Below are 20,061 nucleotides of genomic sequence, written 5' to 3' on the forward strand. Positions count from 1 at the left end.
ATAACTTCCTATACAAATGGAGATCGGCATGGTCGAGGATGTGGTCCGGACGCTGGGGTTTCTGTGCATGGGCAGCCGGCTGCGGCGCATCGGAGAAAGGCTGCAGGCCGATACCCAGCAGGTCATCGACGAGGCCGGTCTCAGCATTCAGGCGGGCCAATATCCATTCCTTGCAGCGATCGACCGGTCTGGGCCATTGACGATCGGCGAGCTCGCGCAGGCGGTGGGCATCACCCAGCCCGGCGCAACCCGCACCATCGGCCAGCTTCTCGAATTCGGTTACGTCGACATGCAGCCGGCCCCGGATGATCAGCGTCGCAGACTGGTCTCGCTGACCGACAAGGGACAGGACCTCGTCGATTATTCGAAAAAGGTGATCTGGCCGCGCATCGCCGCCGCCGTTGCGGATCTTTGCGGCGATCTCGACGGACCGATCCTCGAACAGCTTGCGGCCATCGAGGACGGGCTTGCCGCGATGCCGCTTGCGCGCCGCAACGCCGCCAAGGAGGAACGATAATGCCCCATGTCCTCGACCGGCCGATCTGGAGCGCGCTGGAGACCGCCCATGCCTATCTTGCCGAAGGCGGCAAGTTCGCGCGGCGATACCCTCCCTCCATCGTTCCTTTCGCGGCGTCCGCCGACGAAACGCCGGAGAGCCTCGACGCCCTGGAGAACCTGCTTTCGCAGGAGGAGAGCATGATTCTCGTCGAATCCGGGCCGATCGCCATTCCACCGGGTCTTGCCGTCGCAACGGAGGCATCGGTGGTCCAGATGGTTGCCGAGCGGCCCCATGAGCGGATTTCCGATCCTCGCATCCAACCGCTGACGGAGTCCGATGCCGCCGACATGCTTGATTTGGCGACACTGACCAAACCCGGGCCGTTCACGTTGCGAGCCCAAAGCCTCGGCAGCTTCTGGGGGATCAAGAGCGAGGGCCGCCTCGTGGCGATGGCCGGGGAACGGATGCGGCAGACAGGCTTCATCGAGCTCAGCGGGCTTTGCACCCATCTCGATTTCCAGGGACGCGGCCTCGGCACCCTGCTCTTCCGCTTCGTTGCCGGCGAAATCGCATCGAGCGGCGACACCGCCTATCTGCACGCCTATGCGGCGAACACATCGGCCATTTCGCTCTACAAGACACACGGCTTTGCGCTTCGCGCGGAGATGAACATGCGCGTGGCCAAACGCCGTTCCCGAGCTGTGCCCACGACCTATCGCACCGCCGGCGGCAGCACTTCGAATTTCCAGAATTTTTCCGGGCTGAAATAGGTCGTGGCAAAAGCGCGAATATCTGCGGCGGCAACCTTCTCGTAGCCGCTGAGATTGTCGCGTATCCGGTCTAAACCACGCGAATCCGTCTGAGCGCCGTGCAGATATTCGATCCAATATTCGTTACCCTGCTGCTGATGCTTCAGTGTCTCGATAATGGGTTCCCGGGCGCGCGTGAGTTCGTCCGGGGAGACATCACGCGACCGCAGATCCTTGGCGATCTCGTCGACGAGTGCGTAGAAGCGCGCGACCTTTGCCGGGTCTGTCTCGACGTAGAAATATGCGTAGCCGTAGCCAGGGAGTTCACTTGACAGGTCAGCATCGCCCTCCATCACATAGCTTGATCCCTCTGCGATACGAAACTGGTCGATCAACCTGTTTTGGAAAATCTGGGTGGCGAGATTGGCGGTGAAGGACCGCGGCAGGTCGGAAAGCAAATCGCCAATGGGAACCCCTACCGCGGCGGCGGCGTTATCTGCTCTGCCGTTATGGGCCTCCACAACGGGCTTCTCGGTCGTCGCCGGAAAACGCACGTCGCTCCCGTCGTCGCTCGACGTCGTCTGCGAGCGCGGCGGCAAGGCGCCAAAGGTTTCAGCTGTCAGCCGGATCGCGTCGTCCACCGTCACGTCGCCGACGATGGTGATATCGATTGGGCCGTTGGAGATCATAGGTTGGAACAGCGCCTCGAAATCGTCTGGATGAGCGGCCGACAACTGTGCGCGATCGGGGAAGGTCCAGCGCGGGTCGCCCGAATGGACGAGACCTGGGAAATCGCGGCTGACAACGCCGCCGGGCGTCGCCTCATACTGATCGATACCGCTCAAATAGGCTTGCTGCACACGCTTGAAAGCCTCGGGGCGATAGGCGGGATCGGAGGTGTATGCGGTCATGAGCTGCAGCTGCGTTGCAAGATCTTCAGTCCTTGTACGACCGTCGAACCTGAAGGAGCTATCGCCTACCGAGAAATCGATGCCGACGATGTTGGCCGTCAGCGCTTTCTGGATATCCTGGTAATCCATGGCCTTGACGCCGGACAGCACGACGGCCGGAGATGCCCAGATCGGGGCGGAACGGTCGTGCGGCAGGTCCAGCCGACCACCGCCGATATTTTCACGCACCAGCACTTCGTTGGCACGCAGCTTGGTTGGCTTGACGGTAAGCCGTACGCCGTTGGAAAAGCGCACCATGGCCAAGCCGAGATCGTCGACGGCGCGGCGTTCGACCACGGCGCCCGGCGCGCCGAAATGGGCGTAGGGCCAGGCGACGTCAGCTGCATTGGATAGCGCCGAGACGGCAACGGCATTCGAAGCATCGTAGACTTGCCGAACCGCGTCGGCTCCGCCCTCAGGTGATTGGGCCGTCTGTAGCACGACCTGCGGACCGTTGCCGGAGAACGCACGCTGCAGCGCCTGATTGACCTCGGCCGCCGTGACGCCGTTCGTCATCGTCTCGAACAGCGAGAGGTCTTCGGCAGGCGAGGTGAAGACTTGATCGTCATCGACGCTGCTCGCCAGCAGGGAAGCGACGTCGGTGGTCGTGCGCGTCGCGGCTCCGGCCGCAGCAGCCTGCAGGGCCGAACGATAGTCGAGGATTTCGCGATCGATCTCCGCCTGCGTAGCGCCGAACTCCTGGATACGACGCTGTTCCTGGTCAATGGCCGTGAGCGCCGCCTGCCATTTGTCCGGCTCGGAGTTCGCCGCAATCAGCACGACATGAGCGGAATCGACGATATCCTGAGAGCCGACACCCGCACTGATGAACGGGGCATCCGCCTTGCCGGCGATGGTGCTCACCCGGCGATTGAGCACCATAAGTCCGAGACTTTCAATAAGTTCGGCCCGGCGCTTGGCGAAGGTGTCAGGCGCCGCGTCAAAGAGACGTGTCCAGGCGACCTGTACGCTCGTCATGCCGCCGGGAACAACGATGAGGGCGGCGCTTTCGCCTTTCGTCACCAGCGTGCCGAGATCCGGTTTTGCCGGCGCCGGATCCACGGCCTTCCAATCGCCGAAGCGCTGCCGGATTTCCGTTTCCATGCCGGCGGGGTCGATATCCCCCACCACGATCAGCGTTGCCCGATCGGGTCTATAGTTGGCCCGGTAATAATCACGGACGAGGGCCACAGGCGCATTGCTGATGATGTCGGCTTTGCCGATCGGCGCGCGCATGGTCGCACGCTTACCGGCAAGCAACGAATTCATGATTTCGAGCGCCGCGCGATACTGCGGTGTGTCGCGCAGCCGCTCCTCCGACAAGATGACGCCGCGTTCGCGATCGAAGGCGTTGGCATCGAGGCTCAACTCGCTCGCCGTTTCTCGCATCAGCATCAGGCCCGTCGAAACCGTGTCTGCATCGACCTCGGGCAGATCGAGTGCATAGACAGTCTCGTCATATGAGGTATGGGCGTTGGTGTCCGGCCCGAAGGCCAAACCCTTGCGCTGCAAGATACGGATCATCTCCCCTTCGGCGACATGTGTGGAACCCTTGAAGGCCATGTGCTCGAGAACATGCGCCAGACCCTGCTGGTTGTCGTTTTCGTCGAGCGAACCGGAGCCAATGCGAAAACGGATCGCCGCCTGTCCGGGCGGCGTGACATTGCGCATGATCGCAAATCGCATGCCGTTGGCGAGCATGCCGAAACGCACGTGGGGATCGGCTTGGATGTCGCTTTGCGTTTGTGGCCAGGGCACGGACGGGCTGTCCGCATAGGCTGGCGACATGAAGTTTGCGGCGAGGGAGATCGTCGCGAGAAACCACCACACCGTGGAGCATTCCATTTTTTTGTGAGACATTCTTGTCCAGGTGATGAGAATGAAGAGGGTAGATCGCGCCAACCTGACTATTCCACAGGTTGCATTCCCCATCAACTTCCATGTTTGTAATGAATAAGAAGTAGATAACTCTCCCTAGGACAGGATGATTTTACGCCCGGTCGGCCGAAAATCTGAATCCTGTTCTCAATTAAAGAGTTAGAGCATGATGTCGTCCGAAAACTGCTCACAGGTTTCGGCATCATGCTGTGGGTGTCAGACCAATGTCATCGAACCCGCCTAAGGGATTGCGCCTCGATACTGTCACCAGGAGGCGTTTTCGATGGCGACATTGGAGCAGGTCGCGTTCCGGGCAGGATGCTCGCTGGCGACCGCAAGCAGGGTTCTCAACCGCAACGGACCGGCCAGCGACCTGATGGTGCGCAAGGTGCGCCGTGCGGCCGCCGAACTCGGTTATCGCCCGGCCGGCTCGTCCGCCGGCAGGCTCGGACGCAGGCCTGTGATCGGCGTGCTGATTCCGAGCATCACCAATCCGGTGTTTGCCTCGTCGCTGTCGAGCATCCAGAACCGCATGCTGGTGGCCGGCCATGGCGTCCTGATCGCCCAGTCGAATTATGATCCGGCGCGCGAGGCCGATGCCGTCGCAGCACTCCTGAACGACCGGCCGACCGGGCTGATCCTCACCGTCTGCAATCCGTCGACCAGCCAGGCGCTGCTTGCGAAGCTCCCGCCGACCGTGCTGCTCAACAACCTGCCGACGGCGCAGTTTCCGGCGGCTGTTACCGCCGACAATCGTGGCGCCGGCCGCGAGGTCACAACATTTCTGATCGGCATGGGCCATCGCCGCATTCTATTTCTCTCCGGCAATTTCGCCGCCTCCGACCGCGCCCACCTTCGCTACCGCGGTTATCTCGACGCCATGGCTGAGAACGGGCTGACAGCGCTCGATGCCGTACAGATCCCGTTCGTCAGCGGTTACGACCAACTTGATCTCGCGGCCCCGGTGATCTCGCTTGCGCCGACGGCGATCATCGCCTCCAACGATCTTCTGGCGCTCGGCGTCATCGGTGCGCTGAAGCGCGAGGGGCTTTCAGTGCCTGGGGATGTCTCGGTCGCCGGCTTCGACGGCATTGCCATCGGCCGGCTGATCGATCCGCCCCTCACGACCATCGAAATGCCGGATGCCAGCATGGGGGCGACGGCCGCCTCGCTGCTTCTCGACATGGCGGAGAATGCCGCCCCTGCCCGCCATCTCAATGTCGCCTATACGCTTCGCCGCGGCGGCACCGTGCGCGTCATCACCCCTGCCCTGGAATAGAAAGGCCGCCGCGTCTTCGCGGCGGCCCAATTCCTGACGAAGACGACGATCAGCTGCGCGGCAGCATGCCCTCGACATCGGCGGCTGCGTCATCGAGTGCTTCCTTCGGCTCGGCCGACTGGTCGACGATGCGCGAGAGGTTGTCGACGATCGTCTGCGTAACCTTGACGCCGTTCGAGCCTGGGAAGGCATACCAGGGGATCATCACCGGCATCTGGCTGAGGCCTGCCTGGAATAGCGGGTTCTGCTTGTAGAAATCGCCGAGATAATCGGCCGACTTGGCGGCAAGCTCGTTGTTCGGGACATAACCGGTGCCGGGCACGACGACGGAAGCGCCATAAGGGCCGGCGGCGAATTTGGCGAACTTCCAGGCGGCATCCTGCTTGGCGGCGTCATGCGTCAGGATGACGACGGCGTTGCCACCGGTCGGCAGATGTCCGTTTACCGGATCGATCAGCGGGATCTTGGCCGTGCGCAGATCGAACTTGTTGCCGACATTCTTGATCGTGTTGCGCAGCGCGCCCGTGGTCTGGAACTCAAAACCGACCTTGCCGGCTGCGAAAGCCTGTTCGCCGGCGGCCTTGGTGAACACGGGCATGCCGCCCTCGGTGACCAGGCGATGCAAGACTTCGACGGCCTTCTGGCCTTCCGGCCCATTGAAGGCAACCTTGCTTTCGTCGTCGCTCAGCATCTTGCCGCCGGCGCCGAAGAGCAGTGCCGAAAACATCCAGTCGTCGCCCTGCCAGCGGAAGTCGATGCCGTCGACGCCATTGCCGAGCGCCTTGATCTTGCCACCGAGCGCGATGACCTCATCCCAGGTCTTCGGCGGATTTTCCGGATCGCCGCCGGCCGCCTTCACGAGATCGGCGTTGTAATACATGATCGGGTTGGAGGTCGCGAAAGCCAGGCCCACCTGCTTGCCCTTGACCTGAGCAAGCTTGAGGATCGTGTCGGAGAAGCCCTGCTCGCCCATGTTGCCGTCCTTCTGGACGAGCGGACCGAGGTCGACGGCGACGTCGCGTTCGTCGAGCATGCGCAGGCGATTGAGGCCGATGAAGGTGATATCGGGCATTTCGCTGGTGCCGACCTGGCGAAGGATCGTCTGGATGCCTTCTTCATAGGTGGCCGACGGGCTGGCGAACTGGATCTTGATATCGGGATTTTCTTCCATGAACTTCTTCGAGATCGTGTCCATCACGTCCTTGAAGAAGCCCGGCATCGGGTAGTGAACCGTCAGCGTCGTCTCGGCATGCGCGGGAAGCGCGATTGCCATCGAGACGGCCGCTGCGGCGAGAAGCTGGGTGATATGTTTCATCGCTCGTTCTCCTGGGTTGAAACCGGTCAGCCTTTGAGACCGGTCATGGTGATGCCTTCGACGAAGCGCTTCTGCGCAAGCAGGAAGGCGATGACGAGGGGAAGGGTAATGGTGAGGGTCGCCGCCATCAGCGCGCCGTAGTCGTCGCCGGCCTCGGCGGCGCGGAAATACATCAGGCCGAGCGGCGGTGTGGCATAGTCCTGCTTGCTGATGACGATCAGCGGCCAGTAGAGATCGTTCCAATGGGCGACGACCGAAAAGATGGCGAAGGCCGTGACCGCCGGCCAGGCATTCGGCACGATGACGCGGGCGACGATTCCGAGTTCCGACATACCGTCGAGACGTGCGGCATGGATGAGATCATCAGGCATGGCGCGGAAGAACTGCAGGAACATGAAAATTGCGAAGACCGAAATGGTGAAGGGCGCGACCAGGGCGGCATAGCTGTTGAGCAGCGCGGCGCGGTCGAAGGCGACATAGAGCGGCAGCGCGGTCGCATGGATCGGCACTAGCAGGCCGAGCATGACAAGCACCATCATGGCGCGGGCGGCGCCGAAGCGCAGCTTTGCCATGGCGTAGGCGCAAGGGATCGCCACCAGCACCTGGAAAAAGAAGATCAGCCCGCAGACGACGACGCCGTTCCACAACAGATGCGCCATCGGTACCCGGCTCAAGGCCTTGGCGAAATTTTCGGCATAGGTGAAGTGCGCCGGGATCAGCGACAGCGACGAGGTGAAGATGTCGCTTTGGGCCTTGCCGGCCGTCGAGATCATGAAGACATAGGGCGACAGGAAGATGATTGCGCCGAGCGAAAGCAGCGCCAGGCGGATGATCCTGCCGAGGGAAGAAGCGTTCGTCATCATGTGTAATGCACCCGGCGATCGAGAACGCGGTACTGCAGGAACATCAGCACCACCAGGATCAGCAGAAAGACCACCGTCATCGCGGAGGCATAACCGACGCGCAGATAGACGAAGCCTTCCTGGTAGATCGTGAAGAGCAGCACCTCCGACGCCTTGTTCGGGCCGCCCTCGGTCAGCGTCTTCACCGTCTCGAAGACCTTGACTGAATTGGTGATGCTGATGGTGATGACGAAAAGCGTCGTCGGCCCGAGCATCGGCCAGGTGACGAGCAGGAACCGGTCGAGGGAGGATCTGGCGCCGTCCACTTCGGCTGCCGCGTAAAGCTCGCGCGGGATTGCCGTCAGTCCGGCCAGGAACAGCACCATATTGAAGCCGGCCGATTGCCAGACGCCGATGATCGAGAGGCTGTAAAGCACCGTGCCGGAGCTGCCCAGCCAGTTCGGGCCGGGAATCCCGACGAGGGCGAGCAGTGCGTTGAGCGGGCCGATTGTGGGGTGGAACATATATTGCCAGACGGTCGCCATAGCGACGATCAGCGAGGCGACCGGGAGGAAATAGGCAGTGCGGAAGAAGCTGCGCGCCTTCGTCTCGCTCTCGATCAACATCGCGATGCCGAGACCGAGAAGGATCGAGACGGGTGCTACGACCGCGGTATAGACCGTCGTATTCCACAGCGACTTGCGAAACGTGCGGTCGGTGACCAAATGCGCGTAATTCTCGAAGCCGACGGAACGGAACTTGCCGTAGCCGAGTTCGAAATCGGTGAAGCCGAGCACGATGACTGATGCAACCGGCAAAAGCACGAAGAGGAATAGCAGGACCATCGCCGGCATCACCAGCATCCAGGCGATGCGGGCCTCGCTGCGCCGATGCGCAACGGCGGCATCCTGCGGCACGGCCATGGAGACGATGCTAGCCATGCGCCCTCTCCCGCTGGGCATCGCTTATTGCGAGCCCGGCATCGCTTGTAGCGAGCCCGGCATCGGCAGCGCCGAGCCCTGCATCACCCACTGCAACGCCGCCGGCCAGCCGGCTGCCGTCTTCGGCAAAGATCAGCGTGCGGTCGGGCAAAAGCCGCAGCCCGACCGGATCGCCGGCAACAAGGCCGGAGGCTTCGGCCGGTTGAACCTTGGCGACGATAGTCTCGCCGATCGCGTCCAGCCGGCAATGGAGGATGACTTCGGAGCCCAGGAATTCGACGCGTTCGATACTAGCGGCAAGGCCGTCATGCCGGCTCTTGGAGACAAAGACGAATTCCGGGCGAATGGCGAGCGTGACCGGCATCTTGCCGACGGGCGCATTCTCAAGCGCCAGGCGCAGGCCGCCGCAGAGAATGACGCCGCCTTCGGCAAAGGCCGGCAGCAGATTGATGCGCGGCTGGCCGATGAAGCGGGCGACCTCAATATGGGCGGGATCGTCGTAGATGACCTCGGGGCTGGCGATCTGCAGCAACTTTCCGCCCATCATCACGGCGACACGGTCGGCCATGGAAAGCGCTTCCGCCTGGTCGTGAGTGACATAGAGCGTCGGCACGCCGGCGCGGCGATGCAGGTCGACGATCTCGCCTCGGGCGTGAACGCGCAGATTGGCATCGAGATTGGAGAGCGGTTCGTCCATCAGGAAGATGCTCGGCTGGCGCACCATGGCGCGGGCCAGCGCCACGCGCTGACGCTGGCCGCCCGACATCTGGCCGGGCTTGCGGTCGAGCAGGTGATCGATCTTCAGCGATGTCGCCATATCCCTGACGTCGCGGGAGATCGTCCTACGGGTGGCGCTCTGGCCCGGCATCAACGACCCGATGAAGGGCAGCCGCTGCATCCTCGACAACCGACGCATCGCCAAAGGCACGGCGATATTCTCAGAGGCCGTCAGATGCGGATAAAGCGCGTAGGACTGAAAGACCATGGCGATGTTGCGGTCGGCGGCCGCAACGCCGGACATATCCTTGCCGCCGATCAGGATCTCGCCCTGGTCGGCGTGGTCGAGGCCGGCAAGGACGCGCAACAGCGTGCTCTTGCCGCACCCGGAAGGACCGACCAGCGCGATGAATTCGCCGGCGGCGACATCCAGGCTGACGCCATCAAGGATCTGGTTGCCGCCGAACGCCTTAGCAATGCCGCGAAGCGAGAGCGCGCTCATTCGACGGGTTCCCGCTGCTTGACCGCCTGGGGGTAGACCTCGTGCACGACATCGTCGAGCACATGCGCGGTCATGCCGGGAACGGCGACGATCGTGCTTTCGACACCAGTATCGAACTCGTGGACAACAGCGCCGATCAGGCGCTCGCCCGGCATCTCGCGCTCCATCTTGTCGATGATGAAGGCGGCCGACGGACCCCATGTCAGCTGGGTATTGCCGAAGCGACCCTGCCAGGCCCAATGGAGATGGCCGCTTGCAAACAGCGCCACGTCATGAGCAGCGATCAGATCATAGAGCCGCCGGCGCTGAGCCGGGCGAACGCTCCAATATCCGGTATCGCCTTCGTCGGGTGCATCGACGAACAGCGGCTTGTGCGCAAACAGCGCCATCCGCCGCCCTGCCCTGTCGGACAGCGCCTGGTCGAGCCATTCGAACTGAGCTTCTTCCTCGTCATCCTCATGACCGAGAAGCAATGAGTTCAAGCCGATGAAGCGCCAGCCGGCCGCATCTTCCAGCCAGCGGTCGTCGCCGGCAAGGCTGCGCCAGCGGGACAGCCGCTCGGCATTGACGGGCTGGTCCGATCCCTTGAGGTGGCCGACATCGTGATTGCCGGGGACGATCAGCATCGGGATCGACACCTGACGCATCAGGTCCATTGAAAAGGTGATGTCGTCGCCCTTGTCGGCACCGTCGACAGTGAGATCGCCAGTATGGACGATCAGGTCCGCGCCGGTCGCTTCGATCCAGGTCAAAAGCGGGGCCCAATTGCCGTTGAAATGCGGCTTGCCGGGGCTGAAATGGGTGTCGGTGATCTGAATGATTTTCATGGGGGCGCGTCTCCGAGACGTCGGCAGCGCCTCACGGGCGCTCCCTTCTCGTGCCCTCTCTAGAAGGCTCTCATGTCAATCACACAGCTGGAGTTTTCACCTGTTTCTCAGTTTTGACATCAAGCTGTCATGTAATAAGAAGGCTGTCGGCGGGAACCAGGGCAGCCTTCGCCTGCATTTGGAATTGAGATCGCGGTGAAATCAGTGCCGTGGTGCGTTGGCGGGAATGGATGATACCGTTGCCGAGACAGGGTCGCTTGCAGGAAAGCTGTCCTCGAGGCCTTCATCGAGTTCCTCTTCCAGCGTTTGCCTGTCGCCGGCCGAACGCGCACTCGGCTGGCCGATCAAGCCCTTGCTGCCTTCGTCGAAATTGCCGTTGCTCAAGGCATCATAACGGTTGATGCTGCCGTCTGCTTCCGCGCCGGCAAAAGCGGTCACCTGAACCATCATGACCTTGGCGTGGTCGACCGCCGTCGTGTCGTCGAGCTCGCCATGGGAGTTGTCGATTTTGACGGAAATCGATTCTCCTCCCTCGCCCAGGAATTCGACGGTGAAGATGTCGCCGGCCTGCGTCACCCGAGTATCGATCAGCTGCATGGAAACCTCCTGTGTTCATGCACCTCAACGGCCATCCAGGTCCGGAGTTCCATTTCAATGCAAGCGGCCGGCCCTCGCGACGATTGACCGGCTCGGGAACAGATAATGCGGATGCGAGTTCGTTCGAGGTTCAACAGGTCGCGTCCATGTCGAAGTCACCACTGTCGCCCTCTGAAAAACGCTCGTTCTGCGATATTCCGGCAGATCGGAAACGCGCATTGATATCGAGCTATTCGGAGGCGCTGCGAAAACTCGCCAGATCGGCCGAAGCAGTCGGACGCGCCGACATGCTGCCAGCGCTGATCGAGGTAGCGGACGGATTGGAGAGCATGGCAACCACGATTGCCGAGACAGAGGCCGGCGCCGAAGTGCTGGCGCGCATAGCGCGGCTGGTCCGCGCGAGCGAGGGAATGCTGGCGTCGATGTCCTCGTCGTCAAACGTCCATTGAACGTTCCTGAGAACGATCGCGGCTGTCCGGCTAGGCCGATGGCGATCTCCTTTGCCGAAGACCGGCATTTATGGTTAATTTATTAATAATTGCGGGATTATGAATGGAACCAGACAACCTTTCCAACTGTTGATGCTGCGCCGTGGAGGAACCCCGATGATCCTGAAAATCCTTGCACCCAAGATCGACGCCGATTGCCATGACACCGGCACCTATCCCGATGGGATCTTTGCCGAAAACCGGATCGATCTTTCCGCTCGCCGCGACGGCCGTCGTCGCTCGCCGCATGAGCGCGACTACGGCAATGACAGGAAAGTGGAAAACCTGCCGCTCGGCTTTGCCTGACCATATCGGACGTCGGAAGCGTCAGAGCCTGCGAAAGACCAGAACGCCTGATGCCGGCAACACGGCATTCAGCACTCCCGCCGTTGCTCTGATTCTTCCGCCGCCATTACCGACGTTCCAGCCGCCATATATCTGAGCATCGGTGTTGAAGATCTCCTCCCAGAGGTCATCGCCCAGACGTTCGCTGTGCAGCCGATAGCCGTGTTCGAAGGGAGCGTCGTTCAGCGACCCCACGACGAGGCAATCCTCGCCATCGTTCCATCGATGAAACGCGATCACCCGATTTTCGTCGTGAACCACGGGAATGGCGATGTTGCGGGATCGAATAGCATCCTGATGGACGCTGAGCGCGATGAGATCGCGATAACAGCTGAGCATCCCCGCGCCGCTACCATCAGCTTCGCCGAGAATATTCTCCCGGTTCTCGAGGAAATCATTGTAGCGATAGGGTTTCTGGGCGCCGATTTCCTCACCCATGAAAAACATCGGCGTCCCTGGCGATAGCAGCGTCATCGCCGCTGCGAACCGGGATCTCGCCTCCGCCCACGCCCTGGTCTCACCGGCGATTGGCGCGAAATTGACGGCGATAACAGCGGTTCGCGCCGATCCTTCACGATTGCCGCAATCGTCATGCGACTGGTTGTAGACCACCTTGGATCGCGCGCTCGTCTGCAGCGCGCCGGCAAGAGACGACATGGTCAGCGCCCGCTTGTCGCCGAAACCGGCATTCTTCAACAGCTGCGCCTGCGCGCCGCCGTGATATTCGACGAGGTTGTGATGAAAATCACCGTACCAGGTCGCATCGAAGCCGAGCCCGTCGCCGGTCAGGCTTGGCTCGGTCATCGCCGACCAATCCGAATAATCCTCGGCCGTCAGGAAAAGCTGCGGCTTGATCAGCCGCATCGTGCGGGTCCACTGCTTCAGAAACTTGGCCCCGAAGGCCGCGGCCCGATCGGCGCGCCGGCCATCGGCATGCAGCACCGGATATTGATGGATCGAACTGGTCTGATCAAGGCGGAAACCATCGATATGGCAGACGGAGACGAGAAATGCCGCGCTGGAGATGAAAAGCTGGCGCACGGCTTCCTCATGGAAGCGGGGCGCCCATCCCGTGGAGATGTTGTCGATATAGCCGCCTGTCGGATCGGCGTAGTCGCCGGGGCGTCCCTCATACCAATAATAGATGTTGCGGGTGTGATCGGTGGAATCATAGGCCCATTGCGCCCGCTCGCCATCCGGATCGAAGTGGTTATAACAGACATCGAGGATAACGGCGATGCCGCGCTGGTGGCAGACCTTGACGAACATCTTCAGCCGATCGGTACCGCCAGCCCCCTGGTCGGCGGCAAAGAAATGCGACGTGCCGTAACCCCAGTTGGCCCGGGTCTCGAATTCCGCAATCGGCAGCAGTTCCACGGCGTTGACGCCGAGCGCCGACAGATGCTCAACGAAGGCAATGGCATCATCAAGTGTGCCGGGCGCGGCCTTGCCGAAACCGAGTGCGCCGACGTGCAATTCATAGATCACCAGATCCTCGAGCCGCTCCGGAAGTGTTCGGCCGCCAACGAATTCGTCAACCCAGAACGTCTCGGCGGCAACCTCCTGCCCGGATGGAAGTACGACCCGCTTCGGATCGCAGACGACCGAGCAGCTTTGCGGTCCGTCCAATGCCGCCGGCGATCCGTGATAGACGGCTCCATCCGGATCGAAGTCTCCGGCGCCGATCTGCATGAGCGACCAGATATCCGTGCGGTAAGCAACCGATCCATCATCCCTGGTGATGCGGTACATATAGGGCGTGCCGACCATGCTGTCGAAATCGGAAAGGCCGTCGTCCTCGCCGGTTTCAACGCTCCAGAATCCATCAACGGTCCTTCGCATCCCGATGGTTGCGACCGTTCCGGTGCCGTCGTCGGCGACGTAGCCGATGGCAGGATCGGCTATCACGAGCGAAATCGCCCTGGCGTTTGGCGCCCAGACCGAAAAGCGGATGCCGTCGGAACTGTTGGGCTTCTCAACCCGGTTCGCTCCCAGACGGCCGATCCACGTCAGATAATAGGTCTGCGGCCCGATTCCCTGCTGGAGATGGAAGGAGCATTCGCGGCGCGAGGAGGCCTCATCGTCCAATTCAGCGGCGATCGCCCATAGGTCTGGAATGCCCGGCCGATCGAGTTCGATCCCCCAGCGAAAATGCGTACCGATCTCGCCATCGGGAAAGGGCACGCGGGCGACAAAAACATCATAGCCATCCTCGTCACGAGAGCGCTGCATCGGATGAGACGTCCACCCGTTCGAGGGACGGCCTTGCTCGTCCCAACTGCCGCGGAGACGGACATTGTCGAACGCCATCGAAGGCAAACCGCTGCGAAACCGGAATTGAACATTGACGGTCATCGGATCCTCCAAGCCGTGTCGGATTTGCGGTCCCCGCTCATGCGGCCATCTCACTCGGGCATGATCAGCCGGCTGAATACAAAAATGCAAGCATAGATTCGGCATTCAATGCGATCCGGAACGGGCCACATTCAGGACAACATATCATGGTTAACGGGCAATACTGCGCAGCCCTCCTTCTGTATTAAATCGAATCGGCATCAGAAATGGGATAAATTCCCATCGCCAATTCCCTCATGAACTGGGAGAAAAAATTTGGCTCAAGCCGTTAGAACAAACGATATTATTCGTTCCTTTGGAATTGATACGCATATCGACTATACCGACGGAAAATATTCCAATGTTGGAGAAGTTGTTAAGGCTCTCGACTATCTTGGCCTTGATACGGTCCGCGATCACGCCCCAAACTCCGCTTCCGACCCCAATGGCCAAACGCATCTCGGCGATGCGGCCGAGGCCGGCGTGCAATTCGTCTTCAGTGCCCAGCGGGAAGTCGACCCCGCCACCGTCGCCCAACGGCTGCACGCCTTCGTGCAGGCCCATCCCGGATCGGTCGTTGGCATCGAAGGTCCGAACGAAGTCAACAACTGGCCGGTCAGCTATCATGGCCTGAGCGGCCAGGCAGCAGCGGTTGCCTATCAGAAGGATCTGTTTGCGGCCGTCAGCGCCGATCCCTTGCTGAAGAATATCCCCGTCCTCGGCTTTACCGGATATACGGTCGCGTCGGCCTCCGACTACACGACGATCCACACCTATGCGAAGGATGGCGACCAACCATTCTCATGGCTTTCCCGAGAATCCGGCGTTCAGCGCGCTGCCGATCCGGGCAAGCCGCTGGCGATCACCGAGACCGGTTACCACACCTCGCTCACCGCCGACACCAATGGCGGCTGGGAAGGCGTCAGCGAAGCGACGCAGGCAAAGCTCCTGCTCAATACGCTGATGGACGGCGCGGCACTCGGATCGAAACAGACATTCATCTACGAACTGCTGGACGCCTATTCCGACCCGCAGGGCGCCAATCAGGAAAAGCATTTCGGCCTTTTTCATCTCGACTATTCGGCCAAGCCGGCTGCGACGGCGATCCACAACCTCACCGAAATCCTTGCGGATGACAGCGCTCAGAAGGCGAGCTTCAGCGCCGGAGCGCTCAACTATTCGATCGACGGCCTGCCGTCCTCCGCCCGCAGCCTGCTCACGGAAAAATCGGATGGGAGCTACCAGATCATCCTCTGGAACGAGCCCGATATCTGGAACCAATCCTCCGACACCGCCATTCAGGCTGCGACAACAGCCGTCAAGGTCAATCTCGGCGCCTCGTTCGGCTCCGTTAAGGTCTTCGACCCCGTGACCGGAACGACGGCGATCAAAAGCCTCAGCAACGTCTCATCCCTGACGCTCGATGTCGTCGACCATCCCTTGATCATCGAGGTAGCAGGCAGCGGCGCCAGCACGCCGCCGCCGGCCAACAGCCATCTCTATGGCGGCACCGGCAACGACACCTTCACCGTGACCAATGCCAACCAGATCGTCGACGAAAGCCGGGGCGGCGGAACGGATACCATCAAGGCGTCGATCTCCTTCAGCCTTGCCGATCAGAAGCATACGATTGGAACGATCGAAAACCTCACCTTGACCGGAACGGCCAATCTCAGCGCGACAGGCAACAATACGGCCAACATTCTGACCGGCAACGACGGAAACAATTTCCTCAACGGCGGGAAAGGGAACGACCGATTGATCGGCGGGCTCGGCAACGACAAGCTGTTCGGCAAAACCGGTGCTGACGTTCTCACCGGCGGAGGCGGAGCCGATTCCTTCGTCTTCGATGTGAATCCCAGCAATTCCAGCGTCGACAAGATCGTGGATTTCTCGTCAGCCGCAGGCGATAAGCTGGTGTTCGACGATGCTGTCTTCACCGGGCTCAAGCCATCGAGCTTTTCGGCCGAGAATTTCGTTCTCGGAACAAAAGCGCTCGAGGCTGATGACAAGCTGATCTACGATCAGGCCAGCGGCATTTTATCCTATGATGCGGATGGAAGCGCAGCGGGCGGGGCAATCCATGTCACCGATCTCGACAATTCCGCCGCACTTCACTTCAAAGATCTCCTGCTTGTCTGACCCTGTCGGCCGGTCTCCTTGGGGGGGCGGTCTCCCGCTCTTAGCCTAGATCCCGGCCACATTCTCCATTGACGCCACGCGTGCCGCAACGGTGAGGCCTTTGAGGGCGACGTTTGATATAACTAACTTGCATGATGATAGTCACTGCTGTAGTGACATCAGCCATGCAGCGGACGAGCTTCAGCGACTTCAAATGCCCGGCGGCGCGTGCGCTCGACAGCGTCGGCGACTGGTGGAGCATGCTGATACTGCGCGATGCCTTTCAGGGGCTTTCGCGCTTCGACGAATTCCAGAAAAGCCTCGGCGTGGCGCCGAACATCCTGACGCGGCGGCTCAAACATCTGACGGAAAAGGGGCTGTTCGAACGGCGGCTCTACCATCAGCGCCCTGCCCGCTACGAATATCTGCCGACGGAAAAGGGCCGTGATTTCTTTCCTGTTCTGATGACGCTGTTTTCCTGGGGAAGCCGGCACATCCCGGAAGAGGACCTCGCCTTTCTCTTGGGCGATGCCGCTTCCGGCAGAGAGCGCCAGACGATGCTGGTCGATGCGCGGACCGGCGAAGAAGTGACCCCCGAAAACACCAGCCTGCTTGCAGGCCCCGCCGCCGACAACGAGGTGCACGAGCGGATCAACCGCATGCGCGCCTGGTATCTCGGCATCGACGCATAGAAAGGACAAAAGAATGGATCGCATTGTTGTCACCGGCATGGGACTTGTCTCGCCACTCGGCACCGGTGTCGAGCCCGCCTGGAAGCGCCTTCTCGATGGCGGTTCGGGGCTGCGGGTGCTGGCGGAGGATATCGTCGGCGAGCTCTCGGCCAAGGTCGGCGGCATCGTTCCCGGTATCGCGGAAGATGCTGAGGCTGGTTTTGATCCCGACCGTTACATCACGCCCAAGGACCAGAAGAAGATGGACCGCTTCATCCACTTCACCATGGCGGCGACGGAGGAAGCGGTGAGGCAGGCCGGCTGGATGCCGACCGACGAAGTCGAGCGCGAGCGCACGGCAACGATCATCGCGTCGGGCGTCGGCGGATTTCCGGCGATCGCCGAAGCGGTGCGGATCGGCGAAACGCGCGGCGTTCGGCGGCTGTCGCCTTTCACCGTGCCGTCCTTCCTCGTCAACCTCGCCGCCGGCCAGGTCAGCATCCGCTATGGCTTCAAGGGGCCGCTCGGGGCTCCGGTGACGGCGTGTGCGGCCAGCGTCCAGGCAATCGGCGATGCGGCGCGGCTGATCCGCTCCGGCGAAGCAGATGTGGCGATTTGCGGCGGTGCAGAGGCCTGCATCGACAAGGTGAGCCTCGGCGGCTTTGCCGCTGCACGTGCCCTTTCCACCGGTTTCAACGAGACGCCGGAGTTGGCGTCACGGCCCTTCGACACGGCGCGCGACGGTTTCGTCATGGGCGAAGGTGCAGGCGTCCTGGTCATCGAAACACTGGAGCATGCGCTTGCCCGTGGCGCCACGCCGCTCGCCGAACTCGTCGGCTATGGCACCGCTGCGGACGCCTACCACATGACCTCAGGCCCAGAAGACGGCGACGGCGCCCGCCGGGCGATGGAGGCAGCACTCAGGCAGGCGAAGATCCCCGCTTCGGAGGTCAGGCATCTGAACGCGCATGCGACCTCGACACCGGTCGGTGACAGAGGCGAGATCGCGGCGATCGGCACGGTCTTCGGCCGCAATGGCGATATTGCCGTCAGCGCGACGAAATCGGCGACCGGCCACCTGCTTGGCGCCGCCGGCGGCCTGGAGGCGATCTTCACCATCCTTGCGCTGCGCGACCAGATTGCACCGCCGACCCGCAACCTCGATGAGGCTGATCCGGCCGCCGACGGCATCGATATCGTCGGCAAGACGGCGCGGCCGCTAGCGATGAACTATGCGATCACCAACGGTTTCGGCTTCGGCGGGGTGAATGCCAGCGCCCTGTTCCGCCGCTGGTCGTAAAGTTCACTTTCCTTGCGCTGAAAATCGCCTACACTTCTGCTTTATCGGCGATCCTTTCCCCGATAGAGCCGGAGGTACACCATGCGCGCCTTCTTCGCAGTTCTTATTCTGTGTGCCGCGTCCTTTCTCTCCCCTGTCTCGGCCCGCGCCGAAGATCCGATCGACACGACGCGGACGATGATCGAGGACCAGATCAAGGCCTTCCTCAAGGACGATGCCGAGACCGCCTATTCTTTCGCTGCTCCCGGCATCCGGGCACTGTATCCCGACAAGAACCTGTTCTTCGCCATGGTGAAGAAGAGCTACGAGCCGGTCTATCACCCCGGCAATTACGCCTTCGGCCGCAGCCGCTCGATCGACAATGGCGCGCTGATCTATCACGAGGTGCTGATTTCAGGCCGCGACGGCAAGGACTGGACAGCGATCTACCAGATCACGCGTCAGCCGGACGGCAGCTACAGGATCAACGGCGTGCAGATCATGCCGGACGCGGACAGCAAGGGCATCTGACGCGCTGTTTCCACTCTTCGGTGGAAACTCGACAGATTACACGGTTTCGTTGCAATAACGATTTCGAAATCCTCCTGGAGTAACAACGTGCCAACGGAGGGTTGTTGCGTTGAACGCCGGCAAACAATTTTTTACAGCTCTTGAGGCGTTGCGAGGAATTGCGGCTATCATGGTCATGTTCCTCCACACGGGTGGTACGCTGGGTCCGATCCCGGCGAATATCAGTTACCTTGCCGTTGACCTCTTCTTTCTGTTGAGCGGCGTCGTTCTTGCAAATTCATATGAGAAGCGACTGACAAGGGAGCAGATTTCGCCCACCGGGCTTCTGCTACAGCGTATCATTCGACTCTACCCTCTTTATCTTCTTTCGCTTCCGATCGGACTTTTCAGCTATGCGCTTAAAAACGGGTTGGACTACTCCACCCTGGCGGACCTTCTGCTGAGGGCAATTCTGTTCATTCCAAGCGCAAGCCAAGAAGGTATCTTTCCCTTCAACGGGCCCAGCTGGTCGCTCTTCTTCGAGCTCTGGGTCGGAGTGCTGTTCTCCGTGCTTCTGATACGACTGTCATTCAGAAGCTTGCTCGCCATCGCCCTGGGTGCGGCCGGCATCACCATCTTTGGGGCATCGGTCGCAGGTAACTTCGATATTGGTCCCGAGGCGGGCGACTTCAGATTTGGCTTTTCAAGAGTGCTGTTCTCGTTCTCGCTCGGAATCTGCCTTTACAGGTTATATGACGTCCAGAAACCGAATACAGCCAATAACGGCAACGTTATCGGCCTTCTTCTCTGTGGTTGTCTGATCGTCATCGCCAACATACCAGCCCGCATATTCTTCGGTTTCCCATATTTTGATTTTTTAATATGCCTCGTGGTCTTCCCGGCCATTGTCTGGCTTGCGATGCGCACGAGACAGACCGGCCTGGTCGAGCTGGTATTCCGTTGGCTGGGGAGGCTTTCCTATCCGATTTATATCCTGCATGGCCCCATCTTCAGTCTGCTGCAGTCGCTGCGGCAAAAGGGCTTTGACCTTCCTACCTCTCCGGCAGCCGGTATGGTCGTCGTAGTCGGAATTTTCATTGTGGCTGGCATCGCCGCCGTCCACTTCGACGAGCCAGTGCGAAAAAAACTTAGATTAATGGTTGCGCCAAACCCGGCGTCCGCAGTCCCCGCGGTAAGCAACGCGGGGCCGGAGTAGC

18 protein-coding genes are annotated in these 20,061 nt (G+C 61.0%); 10 read left to right on the plus strand and 8 right to left on the minus strand.

Annotation, left to right across the window (positions count from 1 at the left end; all coding sequences use genetic code 11):
• The first annotated feature begins 28 nt into the window (after positions 1–28).
• Positions 29–517, plus strand: coding sequence for a MarR family winged helix-turn-helix transcriptional regulator (locus RWJ89_RS08210; RefSeq protein WP_131666081.1), 489 nt, complete (start codon positions 29–31; stop codon positions 515–517).
• A complete protein-coding gene (locus tag RWJ89_RS08215) occupies positions 517–1,269 on the plus strand; it encodes a GNAT family N-acetyltransferase (RefSeq protein ID WP_131666080.1) in 753 nt (250 codons plus the stop codon). Before RWJ89_RS08210 ends, RWJ89_RS08215 begins: the two co-directional genes overlap by 1 nt.
• Here the strand turns inward: RWJ89_RS08215 and RWJ89_RS08220 are convergent.
• Positions 1,212–4,130 carry a M16 family metallopeptidase gene (locus tag RWJ89_RS08220; RefSeq protein ID WP_316030828.1) on the minus strand — a complete coding sequence of 973 codons (2,919 nt, stop codon included), beginning with the start codon at positions 4,128–4,130 and terminating at the stop codon, positions 1,212–1,214. The two genes, RWJ89_RS08215 and RWJ89_RS08220, sit on opposite strands and share 58 nt — an antisense overlap.
• 229 nt (positions 4,131–4,359) lie before the next feature.
• On the opposite strand from RWJ89_RS08220, the gene RWJ89_RS08225 reads away from it, so the two are divergent.
• Positions 4,360–5,355, plus strand: coding sequence for a substrate-binding domain-containing protein (locus RWJ89_RS08225; RefSeq protein WP_316030829.1), 996 nt, complete (start codon positions 4,360–4,362; stop codon positions 5,353–5,355).
• Positions 5,356–5,404: 49 nt separating this feature from the next.
• Here the strand turns inward: RWJ89_RS08225 and RWJ89_RS08230 are convergent, their stop codons facing one another.
• The 6 genes from RWJ89_RS08230 to RWJ89_RS08255 form a co-directional block, all read right to left on the minus strand.
• Positions 5,405–6,670: an ABC transporter substrate-binding protein gene (locus tag RWJ89_RS08230; protein ID WP_131642672.1), complete on the minus strand. Its 1,266-nt coding sequence runs from the start codon at positions 6,668–6,670 to the stop codon at positions 5,405–5,407.
• 26 nt (positions 6,671–6,696) lie between these two features.
• On the minus strand, positions 6,697–7,533 hold the full coding sequence (locus RWJ89_RS08235) for a carbohydrate ABC transporter permease (protein ID WP_077980994.1): 837 nt from the start codon (positions 7,531–7,533) through the stop codon (positions 6,697–6,699).
• Positions 7,530–8,453: a carbohydrate ABC transporter permease gene (locus RWJ89_RS08240; RefSeq protein ID WP_316030830.1), complete on the minus strand. Its 924-nt coding sequence runs from the start codon at positions 8,451–8,453 to the stop codon at positions 7,530–7,532. Before RWJ89_RS08240 ends, RWJ89_RS08235 begins: the two co-directional genes overlap by 4 nt.
• A complete protein-coding gene (locus RWJ89_RS08245; protein WP_131666077.1) occupies positions 8,446–9,672 on the minus strand; it encodes an ABC transporter ATP-binding protein in 1,227 nt (408 codons plus the stop codon). Before RWJ89_RS08245 ends, RWJ89_RS08240 begins: the two co-directional genes overlap by 8 nt.
• Positions 9,669–10,499 carry a metallophosphoesterase family protein gene (locus RWJ89_RS08250; protein ID WP_221945993.1) on the minus strand — a complete coding sequence of 277 codons (831 nt, stop codon included), beginning with the start codon at positions 10,497–10,499 and terminating at the stop codon, positions 9,669–9,671. The genes RWJ89_RS08245 and RWJ89_RS08250 overlap by 4 nt, the downstream gene beginning before the upstream one ends.
• 201 nt (positions 10,500–10,700) lie before the next feature.
• A complete protein-coding gene (locus RWJ89_RS08255; RefSeq protein WP_221998747.1) occupies positions 10,701–11,096 on the minus strand; it encodes a hypothetical protein in 396 nt (131 codons plus the stop codon).
• A 146-nt stretch (positions 11,097–11,242) separates the two neighbouring features.
• Between RWJ89_RS08255 and RWJ89_RS08260 the strand changes: the two genes are divergently transcribed.
• The gene (locus tag RWJ89_RS08260) at positions 11,243–11,545 is read left to right on the plus strand and encodes a hypothetical protein (protein WP_221998748.1); all 303 of its coding nucleotides are present in this window, start codon (positions 11,243–11,245) and stop codon (positions 11,543–11,545) included.
• 156 nt (positions 11,546–11,701) lie between these two features.
• Entirely contained in the window at positions 11,702–11,890 is a 189-nt protein-coding gene (locus RWJ89_RS08265) for a hypothetical protein (RefSeq protein ID WP_027665837.1), read from the plus strand.
• A gap of 21 nt (positions 11,891–11,911) precedes the next feature.
• Here RWJ89_RS08265 and RWJ89_RS08270 read toward each other — a convergent pair whose 3' ends face one another.
• On the minus strand, positions 11,912–14,284 hold the full coding sequence (locus RWJ89_RS08270) for an alpha-amylase family glycosyl hydrolase (RefSeq protein WP_316030831.1): 2,373 nt from the start codon (positions 14,282–14,284) through the stop codon (positions 11,912–11,914).
• A gap of 255 nt (positions 14,285–14,539) precedes the next feature.
• Here RWJ89_RS08270 and RWJ89_RS08275 point away from each other — a divergent pair, with 255 nt between their 5' ends.
• The 5 genes from RWJ89_RS08275 (at position 14,540) to RWJ89_RS08295 (ending at position 20,060) form a co-directional block, all read left to right on the plus strand.
• Positions 14,540–16,405: a calcium-binding protein gene (locus tag RWJ89_RS08275; protein WP_077981000.1), complete on the plus strand. Its 1,866-nt coding sequence runs from the start codon at positions 14,540–14,542 to the stop codon at positions 16,403–16,405.
• A gap of 164 nt (positions 16,406–16,569) precedes the next feature.
• Entirely contained in the window at positions 16,570–17,076 is a 507-nt protein-coding gene (locus tag RWJ89_RS08280) for a winged helix-turn-helix transcriptional regulator (protein WP_316030832.1), read from the plus strand.
• Positions 17,077–17,089: 13 nt separating this feature from the next.
• A complete protein-coding gene (fabF, locus tag RWJ89_RS08285) occupies positions 17,090–18,355 on the plus strand; it encodes a beta-ketoacyl-ACP synthase II (protein WP_131661917.1) in 1,266 nt (421 codons plus the stop codon).
• Between the two features lie 81 nt (positions 18,356–18,436).
• Positions 18,437–18,865 carry a DUF4864 domain-containing protein gene (locus RWJ89_RS08290; RefSeq protein WP_020049925.1) on the plus strand — a complete coding sequence of 143 codons (429 nt, stop codon included), beginning with the start codon at positions 18,437–18,439 and terminating at the stop codon, positions 18,863–18,865.
• Positions 18,866–18,974: 109 nt separating this feature from the next.
• Complete coding sequence (locus RWJ89_RS08295; RefSeq protein ID WP_316030833.1) at positions 18,975–20,060, plus strand: acyltransferase family protein; 1,086 nt, start codon at positions 18,975–18,977, stop codon at positions 20,058–20,060.
• Position 20,061 lies beyond the last annotated feature (1 nt).

Source organism: Rhizobium sp. 10PS4, assembly GCF_032464805.1.
Classification (GTDB): Bacteria; Pseudomonadota; Alphaproteobacteria; order Rhizobiales; family Rhizobiaceae; genus Rhizobium; species Rhizobium laguerreae.